At 49.5% G+C, this 24354-nt stretch carries 18 protein-coding genes and 1 pseudogene; 16 read left to right on the top strand and 3 right to left on the bottom strand.

Annotated elements, in window-relative coordinates; all coding sequences use genetic code 11:
• Nucleotides 1-47 precede the first annotated feature (47 nt).
• A complete protein-coding gene (locus F7231_RS17630; protein WP_085411842.1) occupies nt 48-506 on the bottom strand; it encodes a regulatory protein RecX in 459 nt (152 codons plus the stop codon).
• A 111-nt stretch (nt 507-617) separates the two neighbouring features.
• Between F7231_RS17630 and F7231_RS17625 the strand changes: the two genes are divergently transcribed.
• The 16 genes and pseudogenes from F7231_RS17625 to F7231_RS17555 all read left to right on the top strand — a co-directional run bounded on the left by F7231_RS17625 (nt 618) and on the right by F7231_RS17555 (nt 21389).
• Nucleotides 618-1460: a 3'-5' exonuclease gene (locus F7231_RS17625; RefSeq protein WP_085411841.1), complete on the top strand. Its 843-nt coding sequence runs from the start codon at nt 618-620 to the stop codon at nt 1458-1460.
• Nucleotides 1461-1503: 43 nt separating this feature from the next.
• Nucleotides 1504-1851, top strand: coding sequence for an NADH-quinone oxidoreductase subunit NuoK (gene nuoK / locus F7231_RS17620; RefSeq protein ID WP_085411840.1), 348 nt, complete (start codon nt 1504-1506; stop codon nt 1849-1851).
• A gap of 119 nt (nt 1852-1970) precedes the next feature.
• On the top strand, nt 1971-3911 hold the full coding sequence (gene nuoL / locus F7231_RS17615; protein WP_166692878.1) for an NADH-quinone oxidoreductase subunit L: 1941 nt from the start codon (nt 1971-1973) through the stop codon (nt 3909-3911).
• Between the two features lie 19 nt (nt 3912-3930).
• Nucleotides 3931-5403 (top strand): complex I subunit 4 family protein, encoded by a 1473-nt coding sequence (locus F7231_RS17610; RefSeq protein ID WP_166692877.1) that lies wholly within the window; start codon nt 3931-3933, stop codon nt 5401-5403.
• 155 nt (nt 5404-5558) lie between these two features.
• Nucleotides 5559-6992, top strand: a complete 1434-nt coding sequence (locus F7231_RS17605) for an NADH-quinone oxidoreductase subunit N (protein WP_166692876.1) — start codon at nt 5559-5561, stop codon at nt 6990-6992.
• Between the two features lie 107 nt (nt 6993-7099).
• Nucleotides 7100-7606 carry a GtrA family protein gene (locus F7231_RS17600; protein WP_085415054.1) on the top strand — a complete coding sequence of 169 codons (507 nt, stop codon included), beginning with the start codon at nt 7100-7102 and terminating at the stop codon, nt 7604-7606.
• A gap of 138 nt (nt 7607-7744) precedes the next feature.
• Nucleotides 7745-7945, top strand: coding sequence for a PG1828 family lipoprotein (locus F7231_RS17595; protein WP_085411836.1), 201 nt, complete (start codon nt 7745-7747; stop codon nt 7943-7945).
• Nucleotides 7946-8013: 68 nt separating this feature from the next.
• Nucleotides 8014-8646, top strand: coding sequence for a SprT family zinc-dependent metalloprotease (locus tag F7231_RS17590; protein ID WP_166692875.1), 633 nt, complete (start codon nt 8014-8016; stop codon nt 8644-8646).
• Nucleotides 8639-12112: a type IX secretion system sortase PorU gene (porU, locus tag F7231_RS17585; RefSeq protein WP_166692874.1), complete on the top strand. Its 3474-nt coding sequence runs from the start codon at nt 8639-8641 to the stop codon at nt 12110-12112. The genes F7231_RS17590 and porU overlap by 8 nt, the downstream gene beginning before the upstream one ends.
• Nucleotides 12113-12207: 95 nt before the next feature.
• On the top strand, nt 12208-13434 hold the full coding sequence (porV, locus tag F7231_RS17580) for a type IX secretion system outer membrane channel protein PorV (RefSeq protein ID WP_085411833.1): 1227 nt from the start codon (nt 12208-12210) through the stop codon (nt 13432-13434).
• A 65-nt stretch (nt 13435-13499) separates the two neighbouring features.
• Nucleotides 13500-14783, top strand: coding sequence for a M16 family metallopeptidase (locus F7231_RS17575; protein WP_166692873.1), 1284 nt, complete (start codon nt 13500-13502; stop codon nt 14781-14783).
• A gap of 130 nt (nt 14784-14913) precedes the next feature.
• Entirely contained in the window at nt 14914-15561 is a 648-nt protein-coding gene (plsY, locus tag F7231_RS17570) for a glycerol-3-phosphate 1-O-acyltransferase PlsY (protein ID WP_085411832.1), read from the top strand.
• Nucleotides 15562-15664: 103 nt separating this feature from the next.
• Nucleotides 15665-17050, top strand: a complete 1386-nt coding sequence (locus tag F7231_RS17565; protein WP_166692872.1) for a dipeptidase — start codon at nt 15665-15667, stop codon at nt 17048-17050.
• Nucleotides 17051-17256: 206 nt separating this feature from the next.
• Nucleotides 17257-18123: pseudogene (locus tag F7231_RS27755) on the top strand (ligand-binding sensor domain-containing protein); the annotation flags it as partial.
• Nucleotides 18124-18558: 435 nt separating this feature from the next.
• Nucleotides 18559-20460 (top strand): sensor histidine kinase, encoded by a 1902-nt coding sequence (locus F7231_RS27460; RefSeq protein ID WP_229370083.1) that lies wholly within the window; start codon nt 18559-18561, stop codon nt 20458-20460.
• 260 nt (nt 20461-20720) lie between these two features.
• The gene (locus F7231_RS17555) at nt 20721-21389 is read left to right on the top strand and encodes a TetR/AcrR family transcriptional regulator (RefSeq protein WP_085411829.1); all 669 of its coding nucleotides are present in this window, start codon (nt 20721-20723) and stop codon (nt 21387-21389) included.
• 52 nt (nt 21390-21441) lie between these two features.
• On the opposite strand, the gene F7231_RS17550 is transcribed toward F7231_RS17555, so the two are convergent.
• A complete protein-coding gene (locus F7231_RS17550) occupies nt 21442-23493 on the bottom strand; it encodes a kojibiose hydrolase (RefSeq protein ID WP_166692871.1) in 2052 nt (683 codons plus the stop codon).
• Between the two features lie 63 nt (nt 23494-23556).
• Nucleotides 23557-24282, bottom strand: a complete 726-nt coding sequence (locus F7231_RS17545) for a hypothetical protein (RefSeq protein ID WP_166692870.1) — start codon at nt 24280-24282, stop codon at nt 23557-23559.
• Between the last annotated feature and the right edge of the window lie 72 nt (nt 24283-24354).

Genomic DNA, 24354 nt, shown 5'->3' with positions numbered 1-24354 from the left:
GAATTTTCACTATAACACCTGTGTGTTCTGTGCCTCTTACACTCTTTTTATTCTTCAGTCCCCAGTACTTCCCAGACTAACGCTGGCTCGTAGCCTTTACTGAGGGCATACCGAGCCAGTTTTTGTTTTACCACCAAGGGATTATCGTCACGTACCTGACGGCGCTTCTTTTCCAATAGGTCGGTTAGCTTCCCCCGGTAATCGTCAGGCTTTATCTCGGCAAGGGCCTTGTTCAGGTTATAGCCCGTAATACCCCGTTGCGCTAGTTCCTGCGTGATCTTTCGTTTGCCCCAACCCTTTATTCTGAACTTCCCTCCCGCGAAAGCTGTAGCAAATCGCTCTTCGCTGAGGAAACCCTGCGTAATCAGTTCAGCAATAATTTCCTCCGCATCATCGCCGTAGATATCCCACGCATCAAGGCGTTTCCGCACTTCCTGCTGGGTACGTTCCTGATAGGCGCAGAACGAAGCCGCCTTCCGTAAAGCATCTTTGAGGTATTCGGTCATACCAAAAAAACACCGTTCGCCAGAGGTGGGTTCGGATGTTAAATCGTAGATGTGTCGAACCCGTCGCTATTTTTGCAGTCGCTAAGTAAACCGGCGCAACTCCCGTGTCTCATGACTCATCCGTTTTTATTAAAGAAACCACTGGCCATTTTTGATCTCGAAACAACGGGGGTCAATCCGGCCAAAGACCGGATTGTGGAGATCTGCGTAGCCAAAGCCCTGCCCGGCAAAGACAGGATGCCCGGTGAACTGGTGGTGAAAACGTACCGGGTAAATCCCGGCATTCCCATTCCCATCGAGACCAGCCTGATTCACGGGATCTATGATGAGGATGTGAAAGAGGCGCCTACATTCAAGAGCATTGCCAAAGTGCTGGCGCAATTTCTAGACGGCTGCGACTTAGCGGGCTTTAACAGTAATCGGTTCGATATTCCGCTACTGGTTGAAGAATTCTTGCGTGCCAACGTCGACTTTGACATCAAAAACCGCCGCATGGTTGATGTACAGCGTATTTATCACCTCATGGAACCCCGTAACTTGACGGCCGCCTACCGTCATTTCTGCGGTAAAGAACTAGTGGGCGCCCACGGTGCTGAAGCCGATACCCTGGCCACCTTCGAGGTGCTGGGCTCGATCGTGGAAAACCATACTGGACGGACTATTCGGGATGAACAGCGTAAAGTAGAATTTACCATTGATAATGATATGGAAGTTCTTGCTTCTATAGCCCGAAACAATAACGTAGATCTGGCCGGTCGGATGATCTTCAACGAAAAAGGGGAAGAGATCATTAATTTTGGCAAACATGCCGGTAAATCCGTGCTTGACGTACTTAAAACAGAACCTTCATTTTACGACTGGATTCAGAAAGGCGATTTCTCTTTAGACACTAAACGGCGCTTCACCGAGATACGGTTGCGCCTATTCACTGGTGCCTTAAACGGGAAAAAATAGATTTTCTTCTACCTTTGCCCGCACGATCCCATTCACAGCTTTTATGCAACCTATTGACGCAGCGGCTACCATTCCGGAAGTAATCCAGCAGATTCCTCTGAATTATTACCTCATCTTCAGCACCGCTCTGTTTGTCATCGGCATCATCGGTGTGCTGACCCGGCGAAACGCCATCGTGATGTTCATGTCGATTGAGCTGATGCTCAACGCTGTAAACACACTCCTCATCGCTTTCTCGTCATACCGCTCCGATCCTGCGGGACAGGTATTCGTTTTCTTTATCATGGCCGTTGCCGCTGCTGAAGTATCAGTTGGCCTGGCCATTATTGTTATGATTTATCGTAACCTTCGCACTACGGATATCGGCGTGCTGAATAAACTTAAATGGTGAAATCAGTTTCTTGTGTCAAATTTTAGGTTTCAAGTGCTTCGCTTAGTACCGTACTACTGATTTAGCGAAGCAGTTAAAACCTAAAACCTGCCACCGGAAGCTTGAACCTTCAGGTTCTTATGTCTACCGATCTACTCTGTCTTTTAATACCTCTTCTTCCCCTTCTGGGTTTTATAATCAATGGCCTGGGGTTCCGCAGGGTACCCTCTTCGCTAGTTGGCATTATTGGGCTGGCGGGGCCCGTTCTGGCGTTTATTTGTGTTTGTCTGCTCTGGGGAGCGTTTGGTGCAGGGCAAAACGCTGTAATTAAGTCCGTCCTCTTCGATTGGATCAGCGTTGGCGATTTTCACATTAACTTCTCGTTTCAGATCGATCAGCTGACCATGCTAATGTTGAGCATCGTAACGGGCATCGGTTCGCTGATTCATTTGTATAGCATTGGCTATATGCATCACGATGCAGGGTATGGCAAGTTCATGGCCTTTCTGAACCTGTTCCTGTTCTTCATGCTGTTGCTGGTGCTCGGCTCGAACTTCGTCATCATGTTCATTGGCTGGGAAGGCGTCGGGCTGTGCTCGTACCTGCTCATCGGCTTCTGGAACACGAATACCAGCTACAACAATGCGGCCCGCAAAGCCTTTGTCATGAACCGCATTGGTGACTTGGGCTTTCTGCTGGGTATCTTCACTATCATGGCCACCTTCGGTTCGGTCGAGTACACTGACGTATTCACACAGGCTGTGGGTATGGAAGTGAATGACAAGGTAATTCTGACGATTACGTTGCTCTTGTTTGTAGGCGCCATGGGTAAATCAGCGCAGATTCCGCTCTACACTTGGTTGCCCGACGCCATGGCCGGTCCAACACCTGTGTCGGCTCTGATTCACGCGGCAACGATGGTAACGGCGGGTATTTACATGGTGGTTCGGGCCAACGTCCTATTCTCACTAGCCCCGCTGACGCTCGACATTATCGGCGGCATTGCCATTGCCACGGCGTTGCTTGCCGCCTCAATCGGTCTGTTGCAAAACGATATCAAGAAAGTTTTGGCTTACTCGACCGTGTCGCAGCTTGGCTACATGTTTATGGGTCTGGGCGCTACGGCTTACACCGCCAGCATGTTCCACGTAATTACCCACGCGTTCTTCAAGGCATTGCTGTTCCTGGGCGCGGGTAGCGTGATTCACGCCATGTCTGACGAGCAGGATATCCGGAACATGGGCGGTCTGCGTAAATCACTGCCCATCACGTTTTGGACGTTTCTGATTGGTACCATCGCCATAGCTGGTATTCCTCCCTTCGCCGGCTTCTTCTCGAAAGATGAAATTTTGGCACACGTGTTCGAGCACAGCAAAGTAATGTGGGTATTGGGCGTGATTGGTTCGGCCATGACCTCATTCTATATGTTCCGCCTGTTGTTCCTGACCTTCTTCGGCGAATTCCGGGGTACGTCGGAGCAGAAACACCACTTGCACGAATCGCCGCTAAGCATGACTTTACCCTTGATGGTATTGGCGGTTCTATCAGCCGTAGGTGGTTTTATGAACGTACCTGAAGTATTGGGTGGTTCGGCCCGACTGGCAGAGTTCATGTCGCCCCTGTTTGATGAAGCACGCCAGGCGAACCCGGCCATTTTTGAAGCGAACGCGCTGGATCATGGTACCGAAATGCTACTGATGGGCCTTTCGGCGGGCATTGCTGTTCTGGCTGCCATTGGCGCCTATATTATGTATGTTCGGAATGCTGCTGTTCCGGCTCCAGACTCAGAAGCCCGCTCATTACCACAACAAGTCATCTACGGCAAATATTACATCGACGAATTCTACGAAAATCTGGTTGTTCGGCCTGTTCGGGCATTAGGTGATGCCTTTTACAGCCTTGGCGAATTCGCTATCGATGCCGTTGTGGGTGGCGTAGCCTTCGCTGTTCGTGGAAGCGCTACGGCGTTGCGGCGCGTACAGAGCGGTTCTATCAGTCTGTATATTCTGCTGATGGTGCTCAGTATCACACTAATCGTTGCCCTTCGCTTCTTTACTCTCCCCTTCATCGGCGGGAAATAACCGTTACAGCTACTTAACCATGCTTACGTTATCCCTAATTTTTTGCCCCATCGTAGCGGCCATAGCGGTACTATTTTCGTCCCGTGAACTGGCCCGCATCACCGCATTGGTGGGTACGTTGGTCGAATTGGCCCTAACAGCCTACGTTTTCCTTTCCTTCACGGCTAATGCTGATTTCCAGTTTGGCTTCGACTATGCGTGGCTATTCAATGCTGCCGACGGCAAAAGCGGTATTCGCTTCGCGGGTGCTATTGACGGTATCAGCTTGCTGCCTGTTATCCTGACTGGCCTGGTTACGCCGTTGATCGTACTATCAACCTTCAAGCAATCATACGATCGCACCAACTCATTCTATTCGCTGATTCTGTTTATGCAGGCAGCGCTTATGGGCGTTTTTGTAGCCCGCGACGGCTTCCTGTTCTACCTGTTCTTCGAAGCGGCCTTGATTCCCATCTACTTCCTGGCAGCGATGTGGGGCGGGGAAAACCGAATTAAGGTCACCTTCAAGTTTTTCGTGTACACGATCTTCGGTAGCCTGCTCATGCTGGTAGCGCTGGTTTATCTGTACGCTAACACGCCCGTCACAACCACAGGGGTTCATAGCTCGGCCATTGCTGACTTATACGCTCTGAATCTAAGTCCTGTTCAGCAGGGTTGGATATTCTGGGCGTTCTTTATTGCTTTTGCCGTGAAGATGCCTGTCTTTCCATTTCATACCTGGCAGCCCGACACCTACGTGGAATCACCCACACCTGCTACCATGCTACTGGCTGGTATCATGCTAAAAATGGGTGTCTACGGCCTCATCCGTCTATTGCTGCCCATCGTTCCGGCCGGAGTTGACCGGTGGGGCGGTTTAGCCATTACTCTATCAATTATTGGCATCGTATACGGCGCCGTCATCGCTATTCGTCAGCGCGACATGAAGCGGCTCATTGCTTACTCGTCGTTCTCGCACGTTGGCTTGATGGCTGCTGGTGTCTTTTCGCGCTCGGAAATGGGGTTACAAGGTGCGTTGATTCAGATGCTTGCTCACGGCATCAACGTGGTAGGCTTGTTCTTCATTGCTGAACTGATCCTGCAACGTACCGGTACCCGCCAACTCGATCAATTGGGTGGCATCACCCGGTCGACGCCCAAATTGACAGTCTACTTCATGATTATCCTGCTCGGCAGCGTGGCCCTTCCCCTGACAAACGGGTTTGTGGGTGAATTTCTGTTGCTGGCGGGTGTATACGCTTATAATCATTATCTGGGCCTCGTAGCTGGTCTGACCATCATTTTTGGTGCAGTGTATATGCTTCGGATGTATCAGAAGAGCATGTTCGGCGCAACGAGTAGCCGTACAGAGTCGGTAATTGACCTAAGCGGAACCGAAAGCTATACCCTGTTGATACTTAGTGTATTTGTTTTCTGGATGGGTCTGTATCCGGCCTCCTTCCTAAAGCTGACCGAACCTGCCGTTGCCAATTTATTGCAATTCATAAAATAGTCGCCATCGTCCGAGAGGTCATTGATCTGGAAAATCATACGTCATAATCTGACTTAGCAGACTACCAGGCAAACAGGCAAGTAACCAGTGATTTACTGTTACTTCCCTTCACGACTTTCCAGACTTACGACGTAGAACTTACGACTTAAAAGCATATGTTTCCCATCGTTGTCCTTTCTGTTTCTGGCATTGTATTGCTGTTTTTGGGCTTCCTGAAGTCGCGGGCCGTTTTGCTGCCTGCTACCCTGGTCTGCCTCCTGATAGCAACCGTGGCTAACTTCTACGACTGGAACAAGACGTTTGTCTATTTCAACGAGATGCTGGTTATCGACAACCTGGCAATGGTTTTCATCGGCATTGTGTTGTTTTCGGCATTTATGATTGTCGCTCTGTCAGGTAGTTTGCTTGACGATGAAGAGGGACAACCTGCCGAATATTACGCGATCATGCTGTTCTCGCTGGTTGGTGCGATCATGATGATCGGCTACGAGAACTTGTTGATGCTTTTTGTCGGGATCGAAGTCTTGTCTGTTGCCATGTATGTGCTGACAGGTAGTGACAAGCGGAACCTCCGTTCAAATGAAGCGGCATTGAAGTACTTCCTGATGGGTTCGTTCGCCACCGGAATTTTGCTGTTCGGTATGGCTTTGCTCTATGGCGCCACAGGTACGTTTACCATTTCAGGAATCGCCAGTGCAGTAAACAGCATGGCCGCAGCCCAGACATCGCCGCTGCTGCTGTACACTGGTATGTTCATGCTGCTGATTGGTATGCTATTTAAAGTATCAGCCGCTCCATTCCACTTCTGGACACCCGACGTGTACGACGGCGCTCCTTCGTTATTTACCGCTTTCATGTCGACAGTAGTAAAAACTGCTGGCTTCGCGGCCCTGTTGCGCGTGTTGATGGTTTGCTTTAACACTGGCAGTGTTTATGCATACTGGGTACAGGTGCTGGCAGTAATTACTATACTGACGCTAGTGATTGGCAACATTACGGCTGTATACCAAAGTAGCTTCAAGCGTATGATGGCCTATTCAAGCATCTCACATGCCGGTTATCTGTTGATTGGTTTGATTGGACTGACACAGCAGTCAAAAGGAGCTATTGCGTTCTACTCGCTAGCGTATTCAGTATCAACCATTGCAGCTTTTGGTATTTTGCTGTTGGTCGTTAAAAACCGGCCTATTAACGATGCGCTTGTTGGAGACCAAACCACACTTACCCGACCCGATGAGAGCTACGAAGCATTTAATGGCCTGGCTCGTGCAAACCCGTTGCTGGGTTTTGTCATGACCGTGGCCATGTTGTCACTGGCAGGTATCCCATTAACAGCCGGATTTTGGGGTAAATTTATGTTGTTCTCAACAGCGGTAGATAGAGGGCTCGTTTGGATTTTAGTAGTGGCCGTACTGATGTCGGCGGTTAGCATTTATTATTACTTCCGGGTTATCATTGCCATGTACTTCCGTGAAGGCAACGCCGAAGCGATTCGGGTAGCGCCTTTTTACCGGTTTATGCTGATTGCCGCTACCGTGATAACTATCGTGCTGGGTGTAGTTCCCGGGCTTTTTCAGCGGGTAATTTAGCGCCGCACAAAGCTGTTGCAATCCCGTTTACTCAGTAGATGGGATTTAAGTAACAGAACAAAAGGGCACAGTGTACTTTTGTGACCGCAATCAATAATCCAGCTAACGTGCAGCCTGTCGAACTAAGCATCGTGCAAACAGAGAAATATAAAGCACAACGGGAATTTCTTTCCTTCTTCCTGACGGCTCTGCTTGGTGCTTCAGTAAACTTCTTTAGTCAGATTTACTACCGCGACTACTTCAGTTTCGGCACAAGCGTACTCCTTGGCTACCTGACAGCTACCGTAGTTAGCTTTATTCCAACCAAGTTATTTGCCTTCTCAGCCAAAGGAACCGGAAACTCAGGCCGCGAAGCCATCAAGTATTTGGTTATTGCCTTAATAGCCTGGGCTGTGCAAGTGGGTATTGCTGCTGCAACACTCAAATGGATTGCAGATCCCCTTTTAGCTGGTAAACTGTCAGTGTTCTGGCGCGAAAAATTCTCCCACGTAGTTGGCATGGGCTTCAGCTTTTTGGCCAACTTTTTCGGTCATAAACTCCTCACGTTTCGCAGTACTGGCGTATATGACCGCATTAAGGCACGTACAGGCCGCCAGAATGAGGATGTATTCTGAGCTTTCTCTATAGAAATAGCATACTGTACTTTTTCAAGACGAAAGCTGTTTTAGGAAAATAATTGGCTGGCTATATTGCACATTACCAAGGTAGTGTCTACTTTTGGGCCGGAAACTTTAAAGCCACCAAGACTTATCATGAAAAAAGTTATCGCCCTCCTGTTTGTAGGTAGCGTTCTTACGCTGGCATCATGCGAAAGCAAGCCAAAAACTGAAGAAGCTGCAGTTGATTCTACTGCTGCTGTTGTTGACTCAGCATCTGCCGTTGTCGATTCAGCTGCCACCACGGTTGATTCAGCTGCCGCTGCTACCGTTGCTCCTGCCGACAGCGCGAAGTAATTTTAGTTGCCTTCCAGCAACTCAGAAAAAGCCCTATTTTCGTAGGGCTTTTCTGTTTTTATACCCCTGTGCTTCGTCAACTTACTCAACATGTTCCCGCCCCGGCAGTTATCTATTGCCAGCAGCTTCAGCAGCAGTTTCCGTTTAGCTTACGAGTCGTCAGACCTCGACGTACTCGCCTGGGCGATTTCAGGGCTCTTCCCGATGGTACTACGCACATCACCGTCAACGCTGATCTAAATCCTTACGCCTTCCTGATTACTTACGTGCATGAGGTGGCGCATTGCGCCGTGTACCATACCTATAAGCGTGTCGGGAAGCCACATGGACGTACCTGGCAAGTCCAGTTTCAGCGACTTATGGCGCCGCTGCTGACCGAAGCAGTCTTTCCGGCCGATGTGCTGGTGCCACTTCGCCACTACATGACTAAGCCAGCGGCAACTACATCGGCCCAGCCTGCGTTGATGCAGGCACTACAGCACCACAATGCTCAAACTGTGGCCCAGCCCGCCGAAGGGCAGTGTCGACTACGGCAACTAGCGGAGGGACAGCTGTTCCAACTACAGAAAAAAAGGTATGTTCGGGGTAAGTTACGCCGTTCCCGTATCGTTTGTAAAGAGATGCAGTCTGGCCGTTCATATGCCGTTTTAGCTGATGTACTGGTTATGATTCTTGACGAAAACCACTTGAGCAATGCCTAACCTGTACCGTACAGTGCGTAACCGCGACAACACATCACGTCAGGGGCAGCTATTCACGGTTTCTCAGTGGCTGTGTTTGTTGCTCTTATGTCAGTGCAACCTGATTATGTTCGGCACAGCTCAGGCGCAATCGGTGTTACAATCAGGTACATGGTACAAAATCGGCGTGTTAGGTACGGGAGTCTACCAGTTAGACTACAATACGCTTTCGGCTCTTAACCCGTCATTCCGTACAGCCGACCCGCGTCGCTTCAGGCTATATGGAAATGGGGGAGCCCCGCTGCCTCAGCCAAACGCAACGGCCCGGCCCGTTGATTTACTAGAAAATGCCATTCAGGTGACAGGCGAGGAAGATGGACGTTTTGATACGGGAGATGTGCTTCGTTTTTACGCACAGGGGCCGCAGACAGTCACGCGTAGCCCCGCAACGGGCCGATTCCAGCATCAGCTAAATCCCTACAGCGATACCACCTTCTATTTTCTTACCCTTGGCCCGGCTCCGGGGCGGCGTATTGCTACACGCCAGCCGGGCTCAGCAGCCGGGTTGCCTGCTATCAGTACGTTCGATCATTACGCCTACTATGAGCGCGATACTACGAACCTGATCAACTCGGGCCGGGAATGGGTGGGCGATTACTACGGAACGTACCCACAGCAGTTTGCCCCATTTCAGCTGCCGGGCCGCATTGCTGGCGCTCCTACTTACGTAACGCTGTCGGCCGTAGGTGTATCGCTTTCTCCCTCCTCCTTTGTGGCTTCCTACGATAACACGGTCCTAGCAAGTACTACGTTCGATGCGATCAGCGGGTATCGGTTTGCTCCCCGAGGCTCTGCGAGAACCGTAACGGGTCAGGCCATTCTTCCTACTACTCCCGACGAACTCCGGCTTACCCTAACCTATGACCGGCAGGGAGGTAGTGGTGCGGTAGCGTATATGAACTATGTGGCGGTGCAGACACGGCGCGAAATCCGCCAATACGATGTACCCACGCTGGTATGGGGTGGGCGGGGTAGTTACATGGCCCGGCAGGCAACCAGCGACCTGCTGATCTGGGATGTCTCGAATCCGATCACGCCTACTCAGCAAGCTTACGCGCTCAATGGCGCACAAGCTACTTGGACTGCTGCCGACACTGCCGCTTTTTATTTACACACCCTGCGCAATGTTGGCGCTCCTGCCGCGGTTTATTCCATAGCTAATCAGAATCTTCGCGCCGAACCAACGCCAAACCTGCTGATTATTACGCCTGCTGCCTGGCGTGATCAGGCCGAGCGGCTGGCTCAGTTTCGGCGGACTAATGATAAACTGACGGTGTTGGTAGCTACTACCGCCCAAGTGTACAATGAGTTTTCGTCGGGCCAACCCGATGTGTCAGCTATCCGGGACGCCGCCCGGTTCTTTACAATGAAACAGCCGGGTACGTTGCGCTACCTGCTGCTGATGGGTGACGCCTCCTTTGATTATCGAGGTAAAACCAAATCGTTAACAGCCAGCCAGACCGTCAATCTGATTCCGACTTACGAGAGCCGCGAATCGCTTGACCCGGTGCGTAGCTTTTCATCAGACGATTATTTTGGCTTCCTAAAAAATGAAGACGGCGAATGGCCGGAAACCTACGACGACAACACACGGCTCGATATTGGCGTTGGCCGACTTGCCGTGAAGACCCCTGCCGAAGCCCGGAATGTAGTGGATAAACTAATTCGCTACGCCTCAGACAATCGATTACTGGGTGACTGGCGCACCAAATTGCTACTGGTAGCCGACGATGGCGATGCCAATATTCACCAGAACGACGAAGACCAACTCGCGGCACTTGTCGAGGCCCGGCACCCTGAATTCAGGCCGGAGCGACTTTTTCTGGATGCTTTCAAGCAGGACACGATTACACTGGCCGGACAGCCAACCGGTCTGGTAACCGAGCGGGCACCACTGGTAAACAAAGCCATTAACCGCGCCATCGACGAGGGACAGCTCCTGATCAATTACGCCGGTCATGGTGGTGAAACAGGCTGGGCACAGGAACAGATACTGACCGTTCAGGATATTTTGTCGTGGAAAAACAACCGAATGCCGTTGTTCGTGACGGCTACCTGCGAATTTGGGCGATACGATGACCCTAACGTTGTGTCGGGGGCCGAACTGGCTCAATTGGACCGCGTAGGTGGCGCTATTGGACTGCTGACAACGACGCGCCCCGTTTTTGCGAATACGAACTACCTGTTGAACGAAGCTTTTTACAAAGCTATTTTTCTAGCGGTTGAAGGCGGTTTACCCCGCCTCGGCGATGTCATGCGCGATACGAAGAACAACAGTATCAGTGGGGTACAAAATCGCAACTTTACCCTCCTCGGCGACCCCTCTATGCGGCTGGCTTACCCCCAACAGACTATAACATTCACGCAGTTGAATACCCGACCGCTGAACCCCAGTCGGGTCGACACCTTACAGGCTGGCCAACGCATTACGCTGGCTGGTGAGGTGCGTCCGCAAAGTAGCACACTAGCCGCCGGCGACTTTACAGGTACCGTACGTGTACTGGTGTATGATAAGCCATTAACCCTGAAAACACGGGGTACCGAAAGCAGCCCCTTCACATATAAGGCTTACCAAAGTGTGTTGTTCTCAGGCCAGGCACAAGTACAGCAAGGGCGCTTTCAGGTTAGCTTTACCGTACCAGCAACGGTATCTTCCGCAGTTGGCTTTGGTCGGGTATATGCCTATGCTGTTCGAGCCGACAGTCTTAGCGACGCTGTTGGAGGATACCAGAACCTACTAATAAGCAACAAATCAGGTACGTTACCTGCCGATACACGTCCCCCGAGCCTAACGCTAACGCTGGCTGGGTCAGGTTCAGAAATTGAACGCCCATCCGCAACTGGTCCAACCGTGACCATTCAACTTCGAGTGGCCGACGAAACGGGCATTAACCTCACACAAACGACAGCCAGTCAAGGACCCACTCTACAACTGGATGCTACTGCCCCTATGCGCATCACCGACTATTATACGGGTTCGGCTGACGGACGTTCGGGAGAGTTTATGTTTCCTTTACGCGACATGGCTCCTGGCAACTACGTGGTTCGGGCCAGGGTTTTTGACCTTAACAATAATCTGGCAGAGGCGACGTTGGCATTTGTAGTTACCGAACAGCCAGCCATGACTATCCGCCGGTTGGTTGGAGCGCCTAACCCCATTAGGGAGCAAAGCGAGTGGCAACTAACGCATAACCGGCCTGGTCAGCCACTTAGCTGGACCTGGCGATTATTATCAATGAGTGGCAAGCGTTTTGTTGAGCAACATGGTGAATGCTATGACTGCTCGGAAACCATAACAATTGGTGCCTATAACCGATTAATAGCTCCGCTGGCAGCAGGAATTTATAGCTTACAGGTTGATTTGACTAACCCGGAAACCGGCGAAAAGGCCAGAGCCAGCAGCCGACTCCTTTTTACCGACAACTAGAATCGTTTTTTTCTACACGCAGAAACCTCGTAATTTTGGCGGTCGCGCAGTAGTATAGCATGAGCACCACACTGACAGACCATTAGAACGGATTTATGAATCGTATGTACTTCAGCTTGCTACTTAGCGCAGGCTTCCTCGTAACAAGCTTTGCGGCAGTAGCCCAAACAACACCTCCGTCTCTCACAAATCTGGCAGGTCAGGTTCAGCGAGTACCCAACTCAGCAGTGCCTTTTCTAAATTTCACGCCCGATGCCCGGTCGGGTGCGCTGGGCGATGCAGGTGTAGCCCTGGATAATCCCGATGCCAACTCAATTTTCTGGAATCCATCCAAGCTGGTGTACGCCAAAGAAAATTCAGGGGCCGCCGTATCCTATACGCCCTGGCTGCGCGACCTGATCGGCGACATGTATTATGGTTACTTCTCTGGCTACAAGAAACTCGATAAAGATCAGGTAATCGGCCTCTCGCTGCTTTACTTCGATCTGGGCACTATCGATTTCACCACCAGCCAAGGAGTGTCGGCGGGTTCGTTCAACTCACGAGAGTATGCGCTTACGGCAAGCTACTCGCGGCGGCTGGCGCGTAATTTCTCAATGGGCGTTAACGTAAAGTACCTTAATTCTAACCTGGGCGGCGGCGCTTCGTTTGGCAGTGGGCAAACACCCATTGAGGCGGGGTCTACGGCGGCGTTTGACTTAAGCGCGTACTATAACAACTCGATCCGCGACGATGTCACGGGCAAAGGTATCAGCTGGGCGTATGGTCTGATGATTTCGAACCTGGGTGGCCGGATTAACTACGGTAGCTCTGAGCGGTATTTCATTCCTACCAACTTCCGCCTGGGTGGTATGTTTACGTACCACGCCGACCAGCTCAACAAGTTTAACTTCGTGGTTGATCTGAATAAGCTGATGGTGCCAACGCCACCAATTTATCAGATTGTCAATGGTCAGCGGGTTATCATATCTGGCCAAAATCCGAATCGTCCTTACCTAAGCGCGGTGTTCGGCTCTTTTGCCGATGCGCCTAGCGGCGTTAGCGAGGAGTTGAAAGAAATTACCGGCTCGTTCGGTGCCGAATACTGGTACAACAACCAGTTTGCTGCCCGGGTAGGCTATTTTGGCGAGTCGGTGGAGAAAGGTGGTCGACAGTATGCCACTGCCGGTATTGGTGCCCGCCTTCCTTCGTTGGGCGTCGATTTCTCGTATCTGCTGCCTGTTAAGTCGGGAAGCCCACTGGCCAACACCTTCCGGGTAACCCTGCTCTTCAACTTCAACAAAGGGCAGCGCGAAGCTGAAGATACCGACAGCGAGAACTAATTTCTGAACACGTAGTTTTTATACCGGCAATCCATCTCGGTGGGTTGCCGGTTTTTCATTATCTGATGACATCACTCGACCGCACCATTGCGCCCGCTTACCAGCCCGTTCAGGATATCAGCCTCGCCCGTGTAGACACGCAGCAGTTGAGCAACGGTGCCCCTCTTTACATTGTCGCTTTCGATCAGCAGGCCGTTATGCGTATCGAGATAAACATCGATGCGGGAGCCTGGTATGAACAGCAGCCAGCCACGTCTTTTTTCGCCTGGAAAATGCTGGCCGAAGGCACCAGTTCACGAACCTCTGCTCAAATCAGCGATGCATTTGACCGCTACGGTGCTTTTCTGGAGCTCAACAGTGGTTTCGACCGGGGTAGCCTGGTGGTATACTGTCAACCCAAGCACTTGGCCAATATTCTGCCACTAGTGGCCGAACTGCTTACTGACGCTACGTACCCGGAGAAGGAGTTTGAAGATCTGCGCTCAATTACACTGCAAAACCTGAAGGTCAGTTACGAAAAAACGAGCCATCTGGCCAGTGTTCGGTTCAGGCAAAAGCTGTATGGACAGCAACATCCGTATGGCCGGAGCCAGCATCCTGATACGGTGGGTACGTTGCCCCGCACCGAAGCCATCGCTTTCTACAACCAGCATATTCGCCATCAGCCCTTCCGAGTACTGCTAGCCGGACAAATTACGCTGACAGAAACCGCGTTGGTCAACGAGATCCTGGGCCAGCTACCCATTCAAACCAATCCGACGACGCTGGCTACTCCACCGGCTATCGTAACCGACTCAACGCCCGAGCTGATCGAGAAAGCAGGCAGTCTGCAATCGACCATTCGCATGGGCCGCGTCCTGTTTAAGCGTGACCACCCCGATTTTTACAAAATGCTGGTCACAAACGAAATTCTGGGCGGGTATTTCGGCTCCCGGCTGATGAAAAACATTCGCGAAGACAAGGGATTTACGTACGGTATTTCATCAAACGTAGGTGCTTTCCGCGAGGCAGGGCAATTCCTGATTGGGACTGATGTGAAACGGGAGTTTACTCAACAGACTATCGACGAAATCTGGAAGGAAATTCACAAACTACAAACAGAGTCCACCCCTGCCGACGAACTGCTGACAGTACAGAATTATATGGCTGGCGAATTTGTAGGGTCGCTGAACACACCTTTTGAAATTGCCGATCGGTATAAGCTCATCCTGCTCGATGGCCTGCCAAGCGATTTTCTGAGTAGTTATATCAGCCGCATCCGGACGGTAACGGTGGAGGACGTTCAACAAACTGCTCAAACGTACCTGACCGAACAATCGTTGGTAGAGGTGGTAGCCGGGGGTAAGTAGTTTACGAGGAGCCACTAGGTAACTAAACGCCTCCTTGGATAGCGTTAGAAGGCGTTCGTTGGTTTTTTGCTAAATTTGAGGTCAGTTCTGACGAAATGACTCAGACACAGCCCTACATAAGATCGCACTAATGACTTTATCTATTGCCCCAGCCGCGTTGCTGGCTTACTTACTTGGGTCGATTCCGACTGCCGTTTGGTACGGACGCGCCTTCTTTAAGATTGATATCCGTGAGCATGGAAGTGGTAATGCCGGAGCAACCAACACGTTTCGGGTTTTGGGTAAGCGGGCAGGCACCGTTGTTATGCTGGTCGATGTACTGAAAGGATTTGCGGCCGCCTCATTGGTGCATATTCTTAGCGCGCTGGGTACGTTGTCGGTCGACGAAGTATTGGGATGCCAGCTTATGTTTGGTTTTCTGGCGGTGTTAGGTCATCTCTTTCCCGTTTTCGCCCAGTTTCGCGGGGGCAAGGGCGTAGCCACGCTCCTGGGTATGGCCCTGGCAATAAAGCCCGACGTAGCCGCTCTTTGCATTGGCGTCTGGCTACTTGTGGTAATTGCCTCGCAGTATGTCTCGCTCGGTTCTATTTTGGCGGCATTGGCCTTTCCGGTACTGTTACTGCTCCGCATATCGGGCCAACCTGAGAATCCGCTTCTTATCGCCTTTGGCTTTGTTATATTTCTGGTGGTAGTAATCACCCACAAGAAAAATATTGGACGCCTGCTTCAGGGCAATGAAAGCCGCACTGTATTGATTAAGCTTAAGAAGGCGAAATAATGGTTCATTAACGGTCACTGCCCACCGGAACTTTGGCGGTGGCGGCAGTAGCAGTTTGTCCGTTATTCAATGTCTAGTATCTAGTTTCTAACATCAACCTACTATGCTCGCTACGTACCTAACAGAAAACAAGCAACGATTCCTGGACGAACTGTTCGATTTGATCCGGATTCCATCGGTTTCAGCTGATTCTAAGTTTAAAGATGATGTTCGTCGGGCGGCCGAGTTCGTTCGCGACCGGCTGAGCGATGCGGGTCTGGACAATGCTGAACTTATTGACACAGCAGGGCACCCGATCGTGTTCGCTCAAAAAATCATTGATCCGTCAAAGCCAACGGTATTGGTCTATGGCCATTACGACGTTCAGCCTGCTGATCCGTATGAGCTTTGGGATACCCCTCCCTTTGAGCCGACCATCCGCAACGAACGTATTTACGCCCGGGGTGCCTGCGACGATAAAGGCCAGTTTTACATGCACATAAAGGCGCTGGAAGCCATGCTGGCCACCGGAAACCTACCCTGCAATGTGAAAGTAATGATTGAAGGCGAAGAGGAAGTAGGCTCTGACCACCTGGGTGATTTTGTAACGGCCAACCGGCAGAAACTTGCTGCTGACGTCATCTTAATCTCAGACACGAGCATTATCAGCAATGACGTACCCTCGGTGGAATCGGGGCTACGCGGCCTGTCGTATGTTGAAGTGGAAGTAACCGGCCCTAACCGTGATCTGCATTCAGGCGTATATGGTGGTGGGGTCGATAACCCAATCAACGTGCTCTGCCAAATGATTGCCTCATTGAAAGACGCGGATGGCCGTATCACTATTCCCGGCTTTTACGATCCGGTGGTTGACCTCACCGATGCTGAGCGAGCCGAGTTGGCCAAAGCACCGTTTGATCTCGACGAGTACAAGCGCGATCTGGGCATTGGCGACGTATTTGGCGAAGCGGGATTCTCAACCAACGAACGTACCTCAATCCGCCCTACGCTGGATGTTAACGGCATATGGGGAGGCTACACCGGCGAAGGCGCTAAGACCGTATTGCCTTCAAAAGCATCGGCCAAGATTAGCATGCGCCTGGTGCCTAATCAAACGCCCGACGAGATCACGGCCCTGTTTGCCGCACATTTCGAGTCAATTGCTCCCGCTTCAGTAACGGTAAAAGTAAAGCCCCATCACGGCGGTTTTCCCTACGTAACGCCCACCGATTCAATTGAATTTGAAGCAGCAAGTCGGGCTTTTGAAGAAGCGTGGGGTAAAAAGCCAATTCCTACCCGTGGTGGTGGTAGCATTCCTATTGTCGCCCTGTTTGAAAAGGAACTGGGTATCAAAAGTATTCTAATGGGCTTTGGCCTTGACGCCGATGCACTGCATTCACCCAATGAAAGCTATGGGCTATTCAACTTTTACAAAGGCATCGAAACGATTCCTTATTTCTATAAGCACTATACGGCCCTAAAAACTACTGGCGAGGCAGTTGATTCATGATCAACCGTTTACCCTGCCACGCGCATTTGTCTTTTATTGGATTTAATTCTAAAGCCCCCTACTTGGGGGCTTTTAGTTGCACTTTATTCAGATTTACAGCTAAGTAATATATCTCAAACTGCAAAAAAATGCTTATAAGCATACATTTAGTGTAGTTATTTTTTCGTATAATTCGGTTCAGTAACAGTAGGTTAAAGACCTGAGCGATGAGAAGAGTAGCTACGTGTACAACACGATGGTGGGCTACGGTCTGCTGTGGGCTGTTGACGCTTTATGGCCATACTTTCGCTGAGCCTCTACTACCTTCTGTCCGGTTTCGAGTTGATCATATCGGCGTAGATAATGGACTCACGCAGGGGTCTGTCTACTTCATGCTCAAAGATTCGCGTGGGTTTATGTGGTTTGGCACTCAAGATGGCCTAAACTGCTATGACGGCCACCGATTTTTGACTTACCGTCCCGACGATAACCAACCTGGAAGCATTCGTGGCGTCAACATATTTGGAATTGTCGAAGACAAACAGGGTACGATCTGGGTGGGTACCGAAGAAGGACTTAACCGGTACGACCGCTGGAAAAATTCGTTTACCTGCTTCTATACGGCCCTCCCCAAACCTGGCAAACGGCCCGTACCCTCTCGAACACTTCCCTTCTTTGCTAACGAAAAAGAATTACTCTATCTCAGCGACGATGAAGGCCTTGTTTCTGTAGATATCCGGTCAAGAACCAAGCATATTATTCATTCTGCGCTGAAACCAAAGCAGGAATATGATATGCAAAGCTCAACCATACGTACTCCGGCAGGTGACGTATGGCTTCACACGTCTACGGGTTTACTTCGATACAATCTAGCCGAACGAAAGCGTTACTATTACTTCAGCAATAAGCCAGAAAATACGTTTGGCAGGACCGAGACAGTTTTCTCATTCCATATCGACACCGAAAATATCGCCTGGGTTGGTACCGCAAACGGACTCATTCGTTTTGATTATAAAGCCGGTATAGCCCACACCTACAATCGGGTAGGGAACAACGACCTTGGTCCCATCTATAGTCTGGCCGAAGATCCACAAGGTCGAATCTGGATTGGAACTCAGCAACAGGGTATTTTTTACTTTGATAAGCGTGCGCGCCTGTTTGGTGCCGTTGAAAGCCCACCAAATACTACCCAGACAATCAGCCAGTATGAGATCAATAAAATTTTTGTTGACAATCAAGGAATAATATGGGCCAACATCGATCCCAACGGCGTAGTAAAGCTTGTTCCCGAATTATTTTCGTTTGGCGGGCTATCAAAAAGTTTTCAAGCTAGCCAGGGCAATGCATCTACCCAATTAACCAGCTACACTATCCGGGGATTTGCCGAGTTTGCTACAACACCAGCTGACAAAGCACTTTCCAAACCACCTATTTGGGTCGGAACGGAGTCGGGTATCAATGTCCTGGAACAATCTTCATGGCGTGTACTCCGTCACTATCTCACTACCCGGCCACGAAGTAATTTACCCATGCACAACCTCATCAAACGTTTGTACGTTGATCCGTACAAGCGTATGTGGGTTGGTACAATCGGTGGCGCCTATCTGTTTCATCCGCGTGATGAATCGTTTGAATTATTGACGTTTCCCAAAGCCGCAACCAAGCAAGCAGAAGTTGCCGAAAATTTTGCACGCGACTTAGTAGCCATTAGCGCAGATACCATGTTGGCGACTTCCGAGGAGGGTATTTTTCAACTGAGTCTTGCCACCCGCCAATGGCAGAAACGACCCGAATTCGCCAATCAGAATTTATTTTCATTCAATTGGGAACCGACTACACGCCGCTTATGGGTGGGTACTTACTTAAACGGGTTCACGTGCTTTCAGCTTCCTCCCGACGGGTCCGCTGCTCCCTGGAAACCAGTAATAACTGGCTTAGTTGGCTATACGGTTCTACATATTTACAATGATATCGCCCGTAAACTGGTTTGGCTTTCTACCGATCGTGGATTGGCTGCACTTGACCCTAGAACTGGCAAAATTCAACTCTATACCGAGCGGGATGGATTGGCGAACTCGTTCATATACGGTGTTTTACCCGATAGACATAATAACCTCTGGATGAGCACCAACCGAGGTATCACCAGGTTTGATGTGTCAACCAAACAGATCAAAAACTTTGGTTTAGCAGATGGGCTTCAAGGCCTTGAATATAACGGGAACGCATTACTTCAAACCCAAAACGGTACGTTGCTTTTTGGTGGGGTGAATGGATTCAACAGTTGTCAACCTGATCTTTACCGTAGCACCCATACAAACCCGGCAGTGCATTTGTATAACCTTCGAGTAAACGATGAGCCTTATGCTACAGATGCCGTACTCAATGAAGAAGCCTTAAAACTAAATTATTCGCAAAACACCTTCTCACTCGAATTTGCTGCTATTGATTACTTGAGCAACACGCGAAACAGGTACTCCTACAAACTCAGTAATTATGATAGTGATTGGGTACAGGCGGGCGAAAAGAATTACGTTCGCTATGCCAACGTGCCACCGGGCAATTATATACTGGAGGTGAGAACAGCTAATAAGGATGGGCGCTGGAGTTACCATATCCACCGTCTAGCTATTCAAATCAACCCGCCTTTTTGGCGAACCATTCCATTTGTTGGCTTGGTAATCATTGCCCTAAGCGGTCTGATTTTATTTTGGGTACGTAGGCGCGAATGGCAAATCCGCGACAAGCAGGCCGAGCAACTTCGTCTGGCGTTTGATGTACAGGAGCAGGTAAAACGAGATATTGCCCGCGACCTACACGACGAGATTGGTACCCGATTGGCTACACTGAAGCTATATACATCACAAATAGCACGCTTTGCGGGCGATGAAGAAGCGCCCCGAACACTCCGCAATGCAATCAATATGCTAATCAATGATACCATTAGCGATGTACGTGATTTACTTCGCGAACTGAATCCCCGCACCCTGGAACAATACGGCTTTGGAACTGCTCTCGAAGAGTTACTTGACCGAATTAATGCAACCGGCGCTATCGAGGCTCATGTAAGTTTAGACACTAGCCTGACGCGGCTGCCTACTGACACCGAGATTATGCTATACCGCATAGTGCAGGAGCTAATTAACAACACGTTGAAACATGCCAATGCTACACGCATAGATATTACGTGCCGGTACCGGGAAGATCGCATTTATTTGACCTACGCTGATAACGGCCAAGGGTTTAGTTACGATCGTGTACGGCAAGGGCTGGGCATTGGTAATATTGAATCGCGGGTAGCTATACTTCTGGGAAATATTCAATGGCAAAGTGAACAGGAAAAAAGCACTTCGGTTATAATCTCGATACCCTTACCTTATGCCGATCGGAAGTTACGGCGTTCCCACATCTCGGTCAGAATTCCATTTTCCTGACAATTTCTTCTCTACTGCATGAGGCCTTGTACGTTTATCTATAGCAGCAATATCCCATAAATATACTTTTAAAATATTCTAGTTTACTTAAGGTTGAATTTTAAACTGGTATATAAGGTACTAGCTAATACACACAAATTTACAAACTCCTGATTGACATTACATTTGAGTAGTATAACGTATTTAATGTTGACTAATAGTGACCTTATTAAAAATGGTACGTCTGAGATACAAAATATCAGCTTCTAAGCCTCACTAATATGGAAAAAGTACGAAGAAATCGCGCTAAGACTACGCAACGGATCATTGATGCGTTTGAGGAGGTACTGGCAGAAAGAGGATTACAGGCTGTAGGTGTAAATCGTGTTGCAGAACGGGCGGGGGTCAGCAAAGTATTGATTTACCGTTATTTTGGTGGCCTTGAGGGATTAATCAGCTACTACATAAAGATGGGTCGGTTATACCCTAACTTCACGGATTCGGTATTAGAGCAACTCCGCCCTAGCAGTGAAGAGGAATTAAGCCGCCTATGGCATAAGCAGTTGACTCAATTATTCCGGCAATTCAGAAATAATAAGGCAAGTCGTGAATTATTAAAAGCAAATACCATTGATAGTGACCCCGTTGCAGATATTGCCAGCCAGGCGCAAGACGAAGAGATTTCGCGGCTAATTGGTCAATTTTCGTTCGTGACGGATGTAGACAACCAAGCTATATCCGCCGTTACTATCGGTGCTATGTCTTATTTGACACTGCTAGCCGATAACAACCGCACTATGGCTGGTATAAATCTACGCAGTGAAGAAGGCTGGAAGCGAATAGAGCAGGCCATCAAGCTAATTTATTCGGCATTAAGCAAGAAAGCCACCGAATCGGAAAGTGCTGTGTTTGCCAAATCAGATAGTGCGCTCGACATCCAATGGAAATAGTTATGATACTGTCAGCTGCACTAGGGGTAGTGTGCAGCTGACAGTATCATAACTACTTTACAGTAATTGTTTTACGCTCTATCCCAACGCCTTTTATCGTCAGCGACTTCCATTTTTTGGGTAGCCGTCCTTGTAGCTGTCCAATACCTGCATCGGTAATATCTACGCCGCCAAATCCGTTGATAACTGCCTGTAGCATTCCCCCAGCTCCAGTAGCGAAATAAGGGTTGGTACCTCCCGCTGTTTCAGACAATACACCAAATGGAGGCACCTCATTAGGCTTGTAGCTCCTTACAAACCAATCATATCCTTTCTCGGGGTCTCCCATCCTTGTATACAGTGTAGATAGAACAGACCAACCCATTGCAGGGCCATCAGGAGAATAGCGGGGTGTGTAGTAGGCTAAGTCCTTACGTATTTTGGCCTCATCTGTTACAATCTTGAGTGGAAATGCCAGCAAATTTGCATCAGCCTGTTTTATCATTACGCCATCGTATGTCCGATTTTCTTTGGTTGTTCCGTCTGGAAACGTCAGAATAGGAATGGCGGCAGCTATTGCGTTCCATTGCGGGTTAGGTTCAATACCCAATTCTCGCGCCGCTTTTGTTACCATTGGCAACACGGTCTTTACCATACCGTTTGTAAAAGCATTATCGTCGATGTTTTCCTGCCATTCATTTGAGCCGATCACATTGTTAATGTGGTATTGCCCATCAGGGCCCTTTTCTACTCGGCTTACCCAAAAGTCGGCCACCTCTTTCAGCATCGGATACCCCCGGGTACGTAGCCACTCTTTATCTTTTGTCACCTGATAGTACGTCCAGAATGACCAGCCCACGCACCCGGTGATATGGTGTTGAAACGGACCCGTAAGCGCCCAAACAGGTGTTGCTTCCTGCCCATCAGCGTCTGATTCCCAGGGAAACATAACCCCTGTATAGCCATGACTAAACGCATTCTGCCGCGCCATAGCCATACGTTCATAGCGGTACTCAAGCAATGATTTAGCAAGCTCGGGTTTAAGGGTCACCAACGGCGGGTACATCCAGAGTTCAGTATCCCAGAAAACATGTCCATTGTAGCCCAGTCCTGATAGCCCCATAGGCGACAGACTGTAGGCGGTCCCTTCGCGTGCAAATGAGTACAGATGATACAACGCTTGCCGAACTGCCCGCTGGGCATCCGGATCACCCTCGATTATAATATCTGATTGCCAAAGCTTTTCCCATTCAGTATGGTGACGGCTAAGTAGACGCTGGGTACGTTCCAACGCAGCAAAGATGGTCAGGCGCTCGGCTTCGTTATGCGGATCGGCAGTATGAGCCGTTGATGATACGGAGCCAACCACGCTAAACTTATACGTCTGCCCTGCCTTTAGCTGCTTTTTAAACTTAGCCAGGTGCATGTTATAGTCCCAATCTTCATGAATGACATCGGGCTCCTGACCGTGGGGCTCGTCGAATAGGAATGATGTTGAAGCGGCAACGGTATGCCGTCCGGTAGGGCTTTTTGCAACCGACGTCAATAAACGAATGGTTACATGAGGGCGGTCAATTTCCGAATAAAAATTCTTTACCTCCTTTAAGTTCTCCGGTGATTCGAGCACCGACATTGGAATGATTTCGCAGTCTTTCTTTGCTGTAATCTCCACTTGTGTTAGGGCCGAGAAAGGGAGGTGTCTCAGAGCCAGCACGGTTTGTTTAACGCTGACTTTATCTTTGAAGTCGAACGTTGTTGTCAGGGCCGCATTTTGCATGTCGAGCATTTGCCGGTAATTGGCAATCGTGCGCTGGTCGATCCGTTGCCCGTCGACATCGAGGTTCATATTGGCGAAGTTGAACACCTTCAGAATATTTGACACCCGCCCCCGGCCGTAAGTATCAAATGCGCCATTTAGCACTACATCCTTCACCTTCATTGGCTCAGGTGATGACACCAGTCCAATCATTCCGTTAGCTACAGTGATACCATAATAATTGGCAGCATTAATGTTTTGCGCCACAATTTGCCAATCCCCTTGCTGTTTCTGGGCGTTGGCAGGTACACTCGTTACGCAACAGAATAAACTTACTATACTAATCTTAAGAAGTAGGTTACCGCTCATAGTAATTGGCTTAGGTCAAAATACTGGCAATATAGCGTAAAGTACAGTAGACGGCGCAGGTAATCAATCGGGTTCAAAAGTCAGCTGTACTACTATTGCCGACGCACCATCCTGGTTTGCACGTTGCCATCCAATCGATAAAGGCATATTCTTTGACAAAAAGATACTTATGCCTACTACGAGTTGTCCTACATCATTTTGGCCTGAAATCCAGTCACCAAGTACATGCAATTTCTGGTAAAAAATACCAGCTTCGAAGCCCGTCTGGAAGCCAATCTGTCGCCCATTGCCAAGGTATCTGACATGCCCAGTATAGGCACCAGTAGTCAGCTTATAATGATCTTTGTAAAAAGTCTTGTTCAGGTTGACATACGCGTAACCAACAAATCGCCGCTGAGCTTTATCAGGCGTAAGATTATACCCAGCCTGTCCGCCAATACCAATGTGAAACTCATGAGGTAATTTGAAGATTTTTTGAGCGTTCAGTGTCAACAATGGCGAGTACGCCTGGTCGCTTGTCGAGTCATTGCGTAAGATGTGCTTTTGGGTAGGGTAGTAATCCAGGTTCAGTAGGTTTGCGCCAATTTCCCAGTCCTTTCCAAGTCCGTAGTCAATTGTCGTCAGCGAGCGGTAGTAGCTTTGAATAACAAACTGCTGTTGAACATTTAGTTTGTGTGTCTTGGCCACATCCGATTCTGGTACGTTGAAGTAGGACTCCTGTGCCATCGCTGTAATCGATAGTAACCAGAAGCCGCAAAGAACTAGCCAATGAAGGACATTTTTTTTCATAAAACGTTGAGTTTATACGTTCGACATGTCCTTGTCTCCAGGGCCGTCAGTTGGACCATAACTCCCCCAGTC

The organism is Fibrivirga algicola (assembly GCF_011742925.1).
Lineage (GTDB): Bacteria > Bacteroidota > Bacteroidia > Cytophagales > Spirosomataceae > Fibrella > Fibrella algicola.
Note: the sequence above shows the minus strand (reverse complement) of the source record. Positions and strands in the feature narration are given on the sequence as shown.